Raw genomic sequence first — 13735 nt, 5'->3', positions numbered from 1 at the left:
CGGGAACCGATTGTACGGAGCGCTAACGGGTCAGTACGCTCCGTATCTCATGCAGCGTTCTCAGCCCGCCCGACACTCCGGTCCTGCCGCACCCGGCAATCTGCCCCTGGAACTCGACGCGTTCGTGGGGCGCTCCGCCGAGCTCGCGCGGCTGGCCGAGGCACTGGAGACGGTCCGCCTGGTGACCGTGACCGGCATGGGCGGCGTCGGCAAGACCCGGTTCGCCGCGCACGCCGCGGCGGGGACGTACCCGCGCGACGGCGTGTGGCGCGTGGACCTGTCCGCGCTGCAGGAACCGGAACTCGTCGAGTACGCCGTGGCCGAGGCCCTCGGTCTGACCGACCACACGGCGAAAGCGCCGCGCCGGACGCTGCTCGACCACCTCGCCGGGCGCCGGCTCCTGCTGGTCCTGGACGGCTTCGAGCATCTGGCCGACGTGAGTGCCTCCTTGGCGGGCGAGTTGCTGCGGCGGGCGCCGGGACTGCGGGTGCTGGCCGTGGGCCGCAGACCGCTGGGCATCGCGGGCGAGCGGGTGTTCCCGCTGGCTCCGCTGGCCACGGCGGAGGCGGTCGAGCTGTTCGCGGACCGGGCGGCCGCCCGGGTGCCCGGCTTCGCTCTGGACGAGGGCAACAGCTCCGACGTCCGGGAGCTGTGCCGGCGGCTGGACGGGATCCCGCTGGCGCTGGAACTGGCGGCGGGACGCGTCGGCGCCCTGTCCCCCGCGCAGCTCCTGGCCCGCCTGGAGGACCGGTTCCGGCTGCTGACCGGCGGTGTGCGCGACGCGCCGCCACGGCACCAGACCCTGCGGACGGCGATCGGCTGGAGCCACGAACTGTGCACACCGGCTGAACGGCTCCTGTGGGCACGTCTTTCGGTGTTCGCCGGGCAGTTCGACCTGGAGGCCGCCGAATACGTGTGCAGCGGGGACGGGCTGCACGCCGACGACGTGCTGGACGTGCTCGGCGAGCTGCTCGCGCAGTCGGTGCTGTCGCGCGAGGAGACCGCGGCGGGTGTGCGCTACCGGATGCTGGACACGGTCCGGGCCTACGGCGCGCACTGGCTGGAGGCGACGGGCGACGCGGAGCGGCTGCGCCGCCGCCACCGCGACTGGTACATGGGCCTGGTCACGTGGTGCGAGCTCGACTGGTTCTCGCCGCGCCAGGCCGAGGTGGCGGTACGCGTCGAGACAGAACTGCCGAATCTGCGCTGCGCGCTGGAGTACTCGCTCGGCGAACCCGACGAGGCGCATCTGGGCCAGTATCTGGCGGGCGCCCTGTGGTTCTACTGGGTCGGCTGCGGCCGGCTCGCCGAGGGCAGGCACTGGCTGGAGCGCAGTGTCGAGCTGGACGGCGACCGTGACCCGTCACGGCTGAAGGCCCTGTGGGTGCTCGGCTATGTGGCGGTCCTCCAGGGGGACTCGGTGCCCGCGCTGTCCGCGCTCCAGGAGTGCCGCGAGGAGGCGGAGCGCTGCGAGAACGCCGTCGCGGTCGCCTACGCCGAGCATCGCACCGGCTGTCTGGCCCTGGTCACGGACGACATGGCGCGTGCCGAGGAACTGCTGCGCTCGGCACTGGACCGCTATCACGAGATCGGCGAGCTCAACAGCAACGTGCTGATGGGCCAGGTCGAACTGGCGATGGCGCTCGCCTTCCAGGGCGATCTGCCGGGCGCGGTGAAGCTGTGCGAGGACGTCCGCGGGGTCTGCGAGGACCACGGGGAGCGCTGGGCGCTGGCGTACGCGCTGTACGTCCTCGCGTACGAGGCCCAGGCCGGGGACGATCAGGCACGGGCCCGCGGACTGCTGGAGCAGGGGCTCGGTATCGCGTACGGCTTCCACGATCTGCTCGGTGCCGTTCTCGCGGTCGAGCTGCTCGCCCTGGTCACGGTGGCGGAGGGCGATCCGGCCGAGGCCGCGGTGCTCCAGGGGGCGGCGTCGCGGATGTGGCCGTCGGTCGGCCTGCCGCTGTTCGGTTCGGCGTACTACAACGCGCCGCACGAGCGCTGCGCGGCTCTTTCCCGGCAGCAACTGGGCGACGAGCGCTACGAGGAGTGCGTACGGGCGGGAGAGCTGCTCGGGCAGGACGCGGCGGTCGCCCGTGCGCTGGGCGGTGCCGGGGTGCCGCCGCTCGGGGCGGTGCCGTCGCCGCGCAGACTGCCCCCGGACGTGCGAGAGCCCGCCGTCTCGCCCACCGCGAAGGGCGGGGAGACGACGGGCTGACACTGACGCGCAGGTGGTACCGCGTCCGCTGTAAGAAGATCAGCGGGCGTAGTACTCGACGACGAGCTGCTCGTCGCAGATCACCGGGATCTCCTTGCGGTTCGGCTCGCGGTCCAGGCGGAAGGCCAGGGCCGGGAGGTTCACCTGGAGGTAGCGCGGGGTCTCACCGTCGGGGGCGAAGCCGCCCGCGCGGGAAACCTCGAACAGCGTCTTGCTGCGGCTGCGCTCGCGGACCATCACGACGTCGTCGGGACGGACGCGGAACGACGGCTTGTCGACCTTGCCGCCGTTGACCTCGATGTGGCCGTGGACGACCATCTGGCGGGCCTGGTAGATCGTGCGGGCGATGCCCGAACGAAGGACCAGCGCGTCGAGACGACGCTCCAGCTCGATGACCAGAGCCTCACCGGTCTTGCCCTGCGTCTTGGCGGCACGCTCGTAGGCGCGGACGAGCTGGCGCTCGGACACGTCGTACTGCGCGCGCAGACGCTGCTTCTCCAGCAGACGGACCTTGTAGTCCGAGTTCTGCTTGCGGCCGCGGCCGTGCTCGCCCGGCGGGTAGGGGCGGGCCTCGAAGTACTTGACGGCCTTCGGGGTCAGCGCGATACCGAGCGCACGCGACTTCTTGACCTTGGGGCGGGACTGGTTCGCCATGAACCAAACACCTCATGTTTCTGATGCGAATACGGCTTCACCAGGGTTAGGGGAGGTCGCAATCCGCAGCCCGGGAAACCCTCCTCGCCGCTGTGGCGAACCACGTGGACGGGGCGGGCAGCCGCTCCTGGGTCTGGGCACATACGTGCAGCACGCGAATAACCCACCGGCCGGTCCCGAAAATCCGGGTGGTGGTGGGCTGCCCGCGACACCTTCGACGGTGCGCGACGCTCCTGGAATCCCCCCGTGGAGGCAGGGGCTCCGGCTGGATGTCCCGTTCTGGTGGTGCCGACCGGAGCCGGACACGGGACGCAGCGCTTCGAGCCATGCTACAGGGTGCTCAGGACCGCCCTCTACCGAGGCGTTTCCTGGTCCACTCCACCGCGTCGGCGTACCGCGCCTCGGCGCCGTGCCGGGTCGGTGTGTAGTACTCCCGGTCCGCGAGCTCCTCGGGCGCGTACTGCTGGGCGGCGATGCCCTCGGGCAGGTCGTGCGGATACACGTACCCCTGGGCGTGCCCGAGCTTGGCCGCGCCCTTGTAGTGCCCGTCGCGCAGATGCGTCGGCACCGGGCCGGCGTGGCCCTTGCGCACGTCCTCCATGGCGGCGCCGATGGCCATGGTCGCGGCGTTGGACTTCGGGGCCAGCGCGAGGGCGATCGTGGCGTGGCTCAGGGTGAGCGCGGCCTCGGGGAAGCCGATCATCGCGACGGCCTGGGCGGCTGCCACGGCTATGGGCAGCGCGTTCGGGTCGGCGAGGCCGATGTCCTCGCTGGCGGAGATCATCAGGCGGCGGGCGATGAAGCGGGGGTCCTCGCCCGCCTCGATCATCCGGGCCAGGTAGTGCAGGGCGGCGTCCACGTCGGAGCCGCGGATGGACTTGATGAGCGCGCTCGCCACGTCGTAGTGCTGGTCACCGTCGCGGTCGTACTTCACGGCGGCGCGGTCGACCGTCTCCTCCAGCGTCTGGAGGGTGATCTCCGGCTCGCCCTTGTCGAGCGCGGCGCCGGCCGCGGCCTCCAGGGCCGTCAGGGCGCGGCGGGCGTCACCGCCGGCGATCCTCAGCAGGTGGTTCTCGGCGTCCCCGGGCAGGGCCACGGACTCCTTGAGGCCACGTTCCGAGCCGAGTGCGCGGCGCAGCAGGCCGCGCAGGTCGTCGTCGGTGAGCGATTCGAGGGTCAGGAGGAGGGAGCGGGAGAGCAGCGGCGAGATCACCGAGAAGTACGGGTTCTCGGTGGTCGCGGCGATCAGGGTCACCCAGCGGTTCTCCACGGCGGGGAGGAGGGAGTCCTGCTGGGCCTTGCTGAAGCGGTGGATCTCGTCCAGGAAGAGGACGGTCTCCTTGCCGTAGCCGCCTGTGGCGCGGCGGGCTCCTTCGATGACCGCGCGCACTTCCTTGACACCCGCGGTGATCGCGGAGAGCTCGACGAAGCGCTTGTCGGTGGCCTTGGAGACGACGTACGCGAGGGTCGTCTTGCCGGTGCCCGGCGGGCCCCAGAGGATCACCGAGGACGGTCCGGCGGGGCCGCCGCTCCCCTCGGCGACGAGTCTGCGCAGGGGTGAGCCCGGCTTCAGCAGATGCTGCTGTCCCACGACCTCGTCGAGGGTGCGTGGACGCATCCGCACCGCCAGCGGGCTGGCGGACGGGTCCTTCTCCTGGCGCTCTTCGGCGGCGGCGGTGAACAGGTCGGGCTCCACGTGCGAAACCCTATGTCACCCCACTGACAATCCCCGCGGGACCGTCAGCTGGTCCAGAAGTCCCACCAGCGGGTCAGGATCAGCATGCCGATGATGCCGATGTGCAGCGTGGGCAGGACCCAGGTGAACTCGCCGAAGAAGCTCCTGGCCCAGCGCGGGGCGGGCAGGAAGCCGTTGCGGACGTTGAAGGAGGTCACGTACCAGAACATGATGATCGTGGCGACCCAGGCCAGGCTGCACCACAGGCAGAGCGAGTTGATCCGGTACAGCGACTGGAACTGGAGCCAGGTGCAGAACGCGACGCCGAAGAGCGTGCCCGCGTTGAAGGTCAGCCAGTACCACCGCGGGAAGGTGGCCCGCGCGAGCAGGCTCACGCCGACGCAGATCACGATGCCGTAGGCGACGAGCCCCATCATGGGGTTCGGGAAACCGAAGGCCGAGGCCTGCTCGCTCTTCATGATGTTGCCGCAGGAGACCACCGGGTTCAGGCTGCACCCCGGGACGAAGTTCGGGTTCTCCAGCAGCTTGAACTTGTCGATCGTGATGACCCACGCGGCAAGGAGACCCGCCGCACCCGTGATCACCAGCAGCACGGCGAGGGCGCGGCTGCCGCCGGCCGTCCGCACGGCGGCGGGGCGTTCCCGATCGGTCGGGACGTCCTTGACTGTCGTCTTGTTCATCACGCCGTTTCCGTAGCTTCGAAGGGGCCTGCGGGCAGGCTCATTGTGCCGCACGCGCCCGCTCGTCCATCGTTCGGTGGACATAAGAAGGTACGCACGGTCGTTCCGGAGTGTTCGGTTCGGCGGGAGGCTCGCCGTCATGACAACAGACGCGGACCGGCTCGTGGTGGACGTACGGGGACTGCGCAAGCGGTACGGGGACGTGACCGCCGTCGACGGCATCGATCTCGGCATCCGGCAGGGCGAGGTGTTCGGCCTGCTCGGACCGAACGGGGCGGGCAAGAGCACCACCGTGGAGATCCTCCAGGGCAACCGGCGGCGGGACGCGGGCGAGGTCTCCGTGCTCGGCTCGGACCCGGCGACCGCCACACGCGCGTGGCGGTCCCGTGTCGGAATCGTCTGGCAGGACGAATCCGCGCCCGCCGAGTTGACGGTGAGCGAGACAGTGAGGCATTTCTCCCGTTATTACCCGAATCCCCGTGATCCGGAGGAAGTCATCGGCCTGGTCGGTCTGGAGGAGAAGGCGGGCAGCAGGATCAAGTCGCTCTCGGGCGGCCAGCGGCGACGGCTCGACGTGGCCCTCGGCGTGATCGGCGGCCCCGAACTGCTGCTCCTGGACGAGCCGACGACGGGCTTCGACCCGGCGGCGCGACGGCAGTTCTGGGACCTGATCCGCAAGCTGGCCGACGAGGGCACGACGATCCTCCTGACCACGCACTACCTGGAGGAGGCGGAGGCCCTCGCGGACCGGCTGGCGGTCGTCGCGCGGGGCCGTGTCGTCGCCGAGGGCGACCCTGCCGCGCTTCGTGAGCGCTTCGGCACCGGGGCCACGGTCGAGTGGACGGAGGCCGACGGCAGCCCGCGCAGCGAACGCACGGACACCCCCACCAGGACCGTCGCCGCGCTCACGCGCCGCTTCGACGGGGAGATCCCGGGGCTCCGGGTGAGCCGCCCCACCCTGGAGGACGTCTATCTGCGACTGACCGGCCTGGAGGACGCGCGATGACCACGACCGACGTACGACCGGGCACGAAGAACGCGTCCGGCCGGCTGCCCGGCGCCTGGGGGCTGGGGCTGCGCCGCGGCGGCCTGGAGCTCCGGCAGTTCTTCCGCCAGCGCGACCAGGTGGTGTTCACCTTCGCCTTCCCGGTCGTCTTCCTGTTCCTGTTCGCGTCGATCTTCAGCGACGACGTGGCGGGCGCGGGCATCACCGCCTCCCAGCTGTACGTCCCGGCGATGATGGCCGCGGGCATCATGTCGACCAGCTTCCAGTCCCTCGGCATCTCGATCGCGATCGAGCGGGACGAGAAGGTGCTGCGCCGGCTGCGCGGGACACCGATGCCGCCGGCCGCGTACTTCCTCGGCAAGATATGGCTGGTTCTCGCGACCGGCGCCCTGGAGACGGCGGTCCTGCTGCTCGTCGGCACCACGCTGTACGACGTCGACCTGCCCTCGGACCCCGGCAAGTGGGCGGACTTCGCCTGGATCTTCGTGCTGGGGCTCACGGCCTGCGCCCTGCTCGGCATCGCGATCAGTACGGTCCCGAAGTCGGGCAGGAGCGCCACGTCGGTGGTCGTCCTGCCCTTCCTGGTCCTCCAGTTCATCTCCGGCGTCTACATCGCCATCGACACCATCCCCGACTGGATGCTGAACATCGGCGCGCTGTTCCCCCTCAAGTGGATGTGCCAGGGGCTGCGCGGGGTGTTCCTGCCCGAGTCCGCCAAGGTTCTCGAACAGGCGGGCGGCTGGGAGTTCGGGCGGATCGCCCTGGTGCTCGGGGCATGGTGCGTCGGAGGATTGCTGCTGTGCCTGCTGACCTTCCGCTGGAAGAACCGGCGCGACGGATGAGGACTCCGGCCGCGCGCCCCGACCCGGCGCCGGACGCGGTGCGTCCGGCGCCGGAGCCGAGCGGGGCTCAGGCGCATCCCGCGCCGGGCGGGGCCCGCGCTTCGAACACCTGGGAGCTCTCGTTCCGGCTCTGGGACTCGTACTTCGCGGTCGTGTGGGTGGCCACCCTGGTGTTCGTGCTCGGCACGGCCCACCCCGGGTTCCACGTCCGACTCGCGGCCGGCGGGCTCCTTCTGCTGCTGATCCCCTGGTATCTGCTGGTCGGGCGCCCGGTCCTCACCTCCGACGCCCCCGACGAGCGCCGCGCCCTCGGCTACATCGCGGGCGCGGTCCTGCTGTTCCTGCCTCCCGGAGTACTGGTCGGTGAGACCCGGCTGATGACCTTCGCGCTCATCCCCCAGTGCTTCAACGCGCTGCGGCTGCGCCGGGCACTCGCCGCCACGACCGTCATCAACATCGCGCCGGTGGCGGGCTGGGCCCTGCTGTGGTGGCCCGAGGGGCAGGTCCTCTTCTTCAACACGGTCTTCGCCATGGTCACGCTCGTGTTCTCGGTGGCCATGGGCAGCTGGATCATCCGCATCATGGAGCAGAGCCGGGAACGGGCCGCGCTGATCACCGAGTTGGACGCCAGCCGCCACGAGATCGCCCGGCTCTCGGCCGCGCACGGAGCGCTGGCCGAGCGCGAACGGTTCTCCAGGGAGATCCACGACACCCTCGCCCAGGGCTTCACCAGCCTGCTGATGCTGGTCCAGGCCGTAGAGGCCGAGCTCGACCACGACCTGCCGCAGGCCCGCCGCCATCTGGCCCTGATGGACGAGACCGCCCGGCAGAACCTCGCCGAGGCACGGGCCCTGGTGACCGGGGGCACCCCCGCCGACCTGGACGGCGCCACGCTGCCCGACGCGCTGCGCCGGCTGGCCGCCCGCCACGACGCGAGCGTCGACGTGACCGGCCCGGTACGGCCGCTGCCCGCGGGCCCCGAAGTGGTGATCCTCCGCTCGTGCCAGGAGGCGCTGACCAACGCCCGTAAGCACGCCGGGAGTTCCCCCGCCGTCGCGGTCACCCTGACCTACACCGCCGGCTCGCTGGCCCTCTCCGTACGCGACGACGGCAGGGGTTTCGACCCCGGTGTGCCGGTCGGCGGGTACGGGCTGGCGGGGCTGCGCGCACGGGCCGCCGAGGTGGGCGGTACCGCGCTGATCCGCAGCGCGCCGGGCGACGGCACGACCGTCGCCGTGTGCCTGCCTGTCCCCAGGAGTGACGCGTGATCCGGATCATCCTCGCCGACGACCATCCCGTCGTACGCGAAGGGCTGCGCGCGATGCTCAGCGCGGAACCCGATCTCGAGGTGGTCGCCGACGCGTCCAGCGGGCCCCGCGCGGAGGCGCTGGCCGCCGAACTCCGGCCCGACATCGTGCTCATGGACCTGCGGATGCCCGAGGGCGGGGGCGTCGACGCGATCGAGCGGATGACGCGGGCCGGGCTGCCCTGCCGGGTGATCGTGCTGACGACGTACGAGACGGACCGGGACATCCTGCGGGCGGTGGAGGCCGGGGCCGCGGGGTATCTGCTGAAGGATCTGCCCCGTGCCGAACTGGCGGACGCCGTACGGGCCGCCGCGCGGGGCGAGACCGTGCTGGCCCCGTCCGTCGCGGCCCGGCTGGTCGATCAGCTCCGTACCAGGCCGGAGCGGCCCCGCCTCTCCGTGCGGGAGACCGCCGTGCTGCGACTGGTGGCCGAGGGCTGCACGAACGCGGAGATCGGACGCCGGCTCTTCATCGGCGAGTCCACCGTGAAGACGCATCTGCTGCGGGCCTTCGGGAAGCTGGGAGTGGACGACCGGACGGCCGCCGTGACGAGCGCGATGCGCTTCGGGCTGCTGGAGTGAGGCTTCCCCGCCCTGCCCTGCCGCTCCCCCTCTCCGTGAACGCCGAAGCGTCCTCCGGCCCCTCCGGCGTTCACGGAGAGGGGCCGGGGTGGAGCCCCGGGGCCGGACGGACACCAGAAAGCGTCCGCCCGACACCGGGGCCCCGGGAGGATCCCGTCGCAAGAGGCGGCCCGGCACCCGGCCGGCCGGGAGACCGGCCCCGGCGGAGCGGCCGCGGGCCGCAGTCCCGCGAGATCGTGCACGTCGCCGGGCAGCGGTCACTTCGGCCACCGGCACAGCCGGGTGGCGCGCGGCGAAGCGGTCACGGGTGCGCTGCTCGCGGGGAGGACCCGCCTCAGCCCAGGCGCGACCGCAGCTCGGCCACGATCTCGCCGGTCCCGACCGCCGTCTGCTCCCCGGACTCCATGTCCTTGAGCTGCACGACACCCTCGGCGAGGTCACGCTCACCGGCGACGACCGTGAAGCGGGCCCCGCTGCGGTTCGCGTTCTTCATCGCGCCCTTCAGCCCCTTCGCGCCGTACGAGAAGTCGGCGGCGACACCGAGCCTGCGCAGTTCGGTGACCACACCGAAGAGCATCCGGCGGGCCTCCTCCCCGAGCGGCACCGCGAACACACTGGTGGCCGCGGGGAGTTCGAGCTCCACGCCCTCCGCCTCCAGCGCCAGCACCGTACGGTCGACGCCCAGCGCCCAGCCGACGGACGGCAGCGCGGGGCCGCCGATCATCTCGGACAGCCCGTCGTAGCGGCCGCCGCCGCCGACCGCGGACTGCGAGCCGAGACCGTCGTGCACGAACTCGAAGGTGGTGCGCGTGTAGTAGTCCAGACCGCGCACCAGCTTCGGGTCGTCCTCGAAGGAGACGCCCGCGGCCGTGATCAGGTCGCGCACCTCCTCGTGGTACGCCTTGCAGCCGTCGCACAGGTAGTCACGCAGCAGCGGCGCCCCGCCCAGCTGCTTCTGGACGTCCTCCCGCTTGTCGTCGAGGACGCGCAGCGGGTTGATCTCCGCGCGGCGCAGCGTCTCCTCGTCGAGGTCCAGGCCGCGCAGGAAGTCCTGCAGCGCGGTCCGGTACACGGGACGGCACTCCTTGTCGCCCAGGCTGTTCAGCAGGATGCGGAAGTTCCGCAGACCCAGCGAGCGGTACGCCTGGTCGGCCAGGATGATGAGTTCGGCGTCGAGCGCCGGGTCCTCGGCTCCGATCGCCTCGGCGCCCACCTGGGAGAAGTGGCGGTAACGGCCCTTCTGGGGGCGCTCGTAGCGGTAGTACGAGCCCGAGTACCAGAGCTTGACGGGGAGGTTGCCGGTCTTGTGCAGGTTGGCCTCGAGGGCCGCGCGCAGCACTGAGGCGGTGCCCTCCGGACGCAGGGCCAGCCTGTCGCCGCCCTTGGTCTCGAAGGCGTACATCTCCTTGGTCACGATGTCGGTGGACTCACCGACACCGCGGGCGAACAGTTCGACGTTCTCGAAACCGGGCGTCTCGACGTAGCCGTAGCCGGAGTTGCGCAGCGGGGCCGCGATGGCCTCGCGTACCGCGAGGTACTTGGCGCTGTCCGGCGGAATGAGGTCGTACGTGCCCTTGGGGGCCCTGAAGGTGCTCACGGAAGTCTGGTCACATTCCTCGTCGAGGAGCGGAGTTCGGGTCCGCTCCCAGGCCGGCGGCCACCTGCCGCAGATACGGATTGGTGGCGCGCTCCTGGCCGATGGTCGTCTGGGAGCCGTGGCCGGACAGCACCACGGTCGAGTCGTCGAGCGGCAGGCACACACGGCCCAGCGAGTCGAGCATCTCGTCCATGCTGCCGCCCGGCAGGTCGGTGCGTCCGATGGAGCCGGCGAAGAGCAGATCCCCGGAGAAGAACACGGACGGGATGTCCGCGCTCTCGGGCATCCGGAACGTCACCGACCCCTTCGTATGGCCCGGCGCGTGCGCGACGGAGAGGTCGAGGCCCGCCAGCTTCAGCTCCGCGCCGTCGGTCAGCGTCCGCACGTCGTCGGGCTCCCCCACGGTCAGCTCGCCCATCAGCGGCATGCCGATGGACCGGCCGAGCGCCTTCTCGGGGTCGCTCATCATGTACCGGTCCTCGGGGTGGATCCAGGCCGGCACGTCGTGCGCTCCGCACACCGGGACGACCGAGGCGACGTGATCGATGTGGCCATGGGTGAGGATGACCGCGACGGGCTTGAGCCGATGCTTCTTGAGTGCGTCCTCGACTCCCTGGGCGGCCTGATGGCCCGGGTCGATGATCACGCACTCCTCACCCGCGGCGGGGGCGACCAGGTAACAGTTGGTCCCCCAGGCCCCGGCGGGGAACCCGGCAATGAGCACGATCGTCCTTCGTGGTGGCGTACGCGTGAGTGTCGTACGGGCGGGTGGCTGTGGATCAGAGCCTACCGGCGCTGCCGATTCCTCAGCTAACCCATATACGGTACGGGGCACACGCAGGCGGTCGGCTCAGGCGACGCACGCGTCCCACTCGACGTACGAGACGCACGAGGAGAAACCCGGTGGTCAGCCAGGAACAGCGGCGGCGTCAGCTCGCCCGGGAGAAGTTCTTGCGACAGCAGCAGCGCCGCACATCCGCTCGACGAAGGACCCATACACGTAACGCGGTGATCGCGGCGGTCGTCGGCGTGGTCGTCGCGGGCGGTGCGACGGCGTACGCGACCGGGGTCTTCGAGAGCGACGGCAAGAAGGCCAACGCGGGCGCCGAGGCGACGCCCAGCGCGACGCCGACGAGCAAGGCACCCGATCCGTGCCAGAAGCCCGCAGAGGGCCAGGTGAAGTCGCTCACGTGGAAGAAGGAGCCGGCGGTCACCATCGACAAGGCCTCCGCCTACACCATGAAGATGGCGACGACCTGCGGCGACATCGACATCGCTCTCAAGGCGTCCGCCGCCCCGCACACGGTGAACTCGTTCGCGTTCCTCGCCGGCAAGGGCTACTTCGACCACACCAAGTGCCACCGGCTCACCACCAACGGGATCTACGTCCTTCAGTGCGGTGACCCGACGGCCCAGGGCAGCGGCGGACCCGGCTACACGATCCCGGACGAGAACCTGAAGGACAAGACGCTCAAGGGCAACGTGTACCCGGCGGGCACGATCGCCATGGCCAACACCGGGCAGAAGCACACCGGCGGCAGCCAGTTCTTCCTGGTGTACCAGGACAGTCAGCTTCCGCCCAGCTACACACCGTTCGGAACTATTTCCAAGTCCGGCATGACGGTCCTCAAGAAGATCGCGGCCGCCGGCGAGAGCACGGGCCAGGGCGACGGCGCACCGAACGCGACTGTCGTCGTCAACAAGCTGACCGTGACGAAATCCTGACCGCCAGCTGCTGAATTTCGGTCGCGCGGGATGCGGACAGCCGCCCCGCCGGTCGCCTATGTTGGCCGTGACGAAACTGTGGACGATGCCAGGGGGCGCTGAAGCCCCACACAGGCATCATGTGGAGGAGGCGCTGTGAGCAGCGACCCGTGGGGCCGCGTCGACGAGACGGGGACCGTGTACGTGCGTACGGCCGACGGCGAGCAGGTCGTCGGTTCCTGGCAGGCCGGCACCCCTGATGAGGCGCTGGCCTACTTCGAGCGCAAGTACGAAGGCCTGGTTGTCGAGATCGGCCTCCTCGAAAAGCGAGTGAAGACCACCGACCTGTCGGCGAAGGACGCCCAGACCGCCATCGATCACATCCGCGGGCAGGTGGACGCCCACCACGCGGTCGGTGATCTGGACGCGCTGAAGGTGCGGCTGGACAAGCTCGTGGAGACCGTCGACGCGCGCCGCGAGGAACGCAAGGTCCAACGGGCCAAGCAGTCCGACGAGGCGCGGCACTCCAAGGAGGCGCTGGTCGTCGAGGCCGAGGAGCTGGCGCAGAGCGACCAGTGGCGGGCGGCCGGTGAGCGGCTGCGCGCGCTGGTGGACACGTGGAAGGGGCTGCCGCGACTCGACCGCAAGTCGGACGACGAGCTGTGGCACCGCTTCTCGCATGCCCGCTCGGCGTTCTCCAAGCGGCGCAAGGCGCACTTCGCGTCACTGGACGCGCAGCGCGAGGAGGCCCGCAAGACCAAGGAGAAGCTGGTCGCCGAGGCCGAGTCGCTGTCCGGCTCGTCGGACTGGGGCCCGACGGCGGCCCGTTACCGCGAGCTGATGGCGGACTGGAAGGCCGCGGGCCGTGCCCAGCGCGAGCACGAGGACGACCTGTGGAACCGCTTCCGCGGCGCCCAGGACGTGTTCTTCGCGGCGCGCAGCTCGGTCTTCGCCGAGCGCGACGCGGAGCAGACGGAGAACCTGAAGCTCAAGGAGGAGCTGGCCGAGGAGGCCGAGAAGCTCGTCCCGGTGCAGGACCTGAAGGCGGCTCGTGCGGCCTTCCGTTCCCTCAACGAGCGCTGGGAGGCCATCGGCCACGTGCCGCGCGACGCCCGCCCGAAGGTCGAGGGCCGGATGCACGCGGTGGAGCGGGCTCTCCAGGAGTCGGAGGAGACCGAGTGGCGCCGGACGAACCCTGAGGCACGCGCGCGTGCCGAGGGTCTGACCGGTCAGCTTCAGGCTGCCGTGGACAAGCTCCAGGGCCAGATCGAGGCGGCGCGCTCCGCGGGCAACACCGCGAAGGCCGACAAGCTCCAGAAGGAGCTGGACGGCCGTCAGGCGCTGCTGGACCAGGCTCTGAAGGGTCTTCACGAGTTCGGCGGCTGACACGCCGCAGACACGCGAAGGGGCTCCCGTACGGTCCGTACGGGAGCCCCTTCGCGTGTCTGCG

At 70.8% G+C, this 13735-nt stretch carries 12 protein-coding genes; 7 read left to right on the top strand and 5 right to left on the bottom strand.

The features are described from left to right. The first annotated feature begins 49 nt into the window (after positions 1-49). On the top strand, positions 50-2218 hold the full coding sequence (locus OG780_RS33590) for an ATP-binding protein (RefSeq protein WP_328454530.1): 2169 nt from the start codon (positions 50-52) through the stop codon (positions 2216-2218). A 39-nt stretch (positions 2219-2257) separates the two neighbouring features. Here OG780_RS33590 and rpsD read toward each other — a convergent pair whose 3' ends face one another. The 3 genes from rpsD to OG780_RS33575 form a co-directional block, all read right to left on the bottom strand. Beyond that, the gene (rpsD, locus tag OG780_RS33585; RefSeq protein ID WP_326788915.1) at positions 2258-2872 is read right to left on the bottom strand and encodes a 30S ribosomal protein S4; all 615 of its coding nucleotides are present in this window, start codon (positions 2870-2872) and stop codon (positions 2258-2260) included. 340 nt (positions 2873-3212) lie between these two features. Continuing rightward, on the bottom strand, positions 3213-4568 hold the full coding sequence (locus tag OG780_RS33580; protein ID WP_328454527.1) for a replication-associated recombination protein A: 1356 nt from the start codon (positions 4566-4568) through the stop codon (positions 3213-3215). 44 nt (positions 4569-4612) lie between these two features. Continuing rightward, on the bottom strand, positions 4613-5248 hold the full coding sequence (locus tag OG780_RS33575) for a vitamin K epoxide reductase family protein (RefSeq protein ID WP_328454525.1): 636 nt from the start codon (positions 5246-5248) through the stop codon (positions 4613-4615). 139 nt (positions 5249-5387) lie between these two features. On the opposite strand from OG780_RS33575, the gene OG780_RS33570 reads away from it, so the two are divergent. The 4 genes from OG780_RS33570 to OG780_RS33555 are packed head-to-tail and all read left to right on the top strand — an operon-like array spanning position 5388 to position 8984. Continuing rightward, positions 5388-6254 carry an ABC transporter ATP-binding protein gene (locus OG780_RS33570; RefSeq protein ID WP_328454523.1) on the top strand — a complete coding sequence of 289 codons (867 nt, stop codon included), beginning with the start codon at positions 5388-5390 and terminating at the stop codon, positions 6252-6254. Beyond that, positions 6251-7096: an ABC transporter permease gene (locus OG780_RS33565; RefSeq protein ID WP_328454521.1), complete on the top strand. Its 846-nt coding sequence runs from the start codon at positions 6251-6253 to the stop codon at positions 7094-7096. Before OG780_RS33570 ends, OG780_RS33565 begins: the two co-directional genes overlap by 4 nt. After that, positions 7054-8364, top strand: coding sequence for a sensor histidine kinase (locus tag OG780_RS33560; protein WP_328454519.1), 1311 nt, complete (start codon positions 7054-7056; stop codon positions 8362-8364). The genes OG780_RS33565 and OG780_RS33560 overlap by 43 nt, the downstream gene beginning before the upstream one ends. Next, entirely contained in the window at positions 8361-8984 is a 624-nt protein-coding gene (locus OG780_RS33555; RefSeq protein ID WP_328454517.1) for a response regulator transcription factor, read from the top strand. Before OG780_RS33560 ends, OG780_RS33555 begins: the two co-directional genes overlap by 4 nt. A gap of 334 nt (positions 8985-9318) precedes the next feature. On the opposite strand, the gene hisS is transcribed toward OG780_RS33555, so the two are convergent. After that, on the bottom strand, positions 9319-10581 hold the full coding sequence (gene hisS / locus OG780_RS33550) for a histidine--tRNA ligase (protein WP_328454515.1): 1263 nt from the start codon (positions 10579-10581) through the stop codon (positions 9319-9321). A gap of 10 nt (positions 10582-10591) precedes the next feature. Then, positions 10592-11305 (bottom strand): MBL fold metallo-hydrolase, encoded by a 714-nt coding sequence (locus OG780_RS33545; protein ID WP_328454513.1) that lies wholly within the window; start codon positions 11303-11305, stop codon positions 10592-10594. 179 nt (positions 11306-11484) lie between these two features. Between OG780_RS33545 and OG780_RS33540 the strand changes: the two genes are divergently transcribed. After that, entirely contained in the window at positions 11485-12306 is an 822-nt protein-coding gene (locus OG780_RS33540) for a peptidylprolyl isomerase (RefSeq protein WP_328454511.1), read from the top strand. Positions 12307-12441: 135 nt separating this feature from the next. Then, positions 12442-13671, top strand: a complete 1230-nt coding sequence (locus OG780_RS33535; protein ID WP_328454509.1) for a DUF349 domain-containing protein — start codon at positions 12442-12444, stop codon at positions 13669-13671. Positions 13672-13735 lie beyond the last annotated feature (64 nt).

This window comes from Streptomyces sp. NBC_00386, assembly GCF_036063235.1.
Classification (GTDB): domain Bacteria; phylum Actinomycetota; class Actinomycetes; order Streptomycetales; family Streptomycetaceae; genus Streptomyces.
This window is presented reverse-complemented; position numbering and strand designations above follow the sequence as displayed.

Excerpts from the sequence above, each read along its gene's own strand:
- OG780_RS33565 (WP_328454521.1), top strand. The coding sequence starts at position 6,251 with ATGACCACGACCGACGTACGACCGGGCACGAAGAACGCGTCCGGCCGG.
- rpsD (WP_326788915.1), bottom strand. The coding sequence starts at position 2,872 with ATGGCGAACCAGTCCCGCCCCAAGGTCAAGAAGTCGCGTGCGCTCGGT.
- OG780_RS33570 (WP_328454523.1), top strand. The coding sequence starts at position 5,388 with ATGACAACAGACGCGGACCGGCTCGTGGTGGACGTACGGGGACTGCGC.
- OG780_RS33590 (WP_328454530.1), top strand. The coding sequence starts at position 50 with ATGCAGCGTTCTCAGCCCGCCCGACACTCCGGTCCTGCCGCACCCGGC.
- OG780_RS33575 (WP_328454525.1), bottom strand. The coding sequence starts at position 5,248 with ATGAACAAGACGACAGTCAAGGACGTCCCGACCGATCGGGAACGCCCC.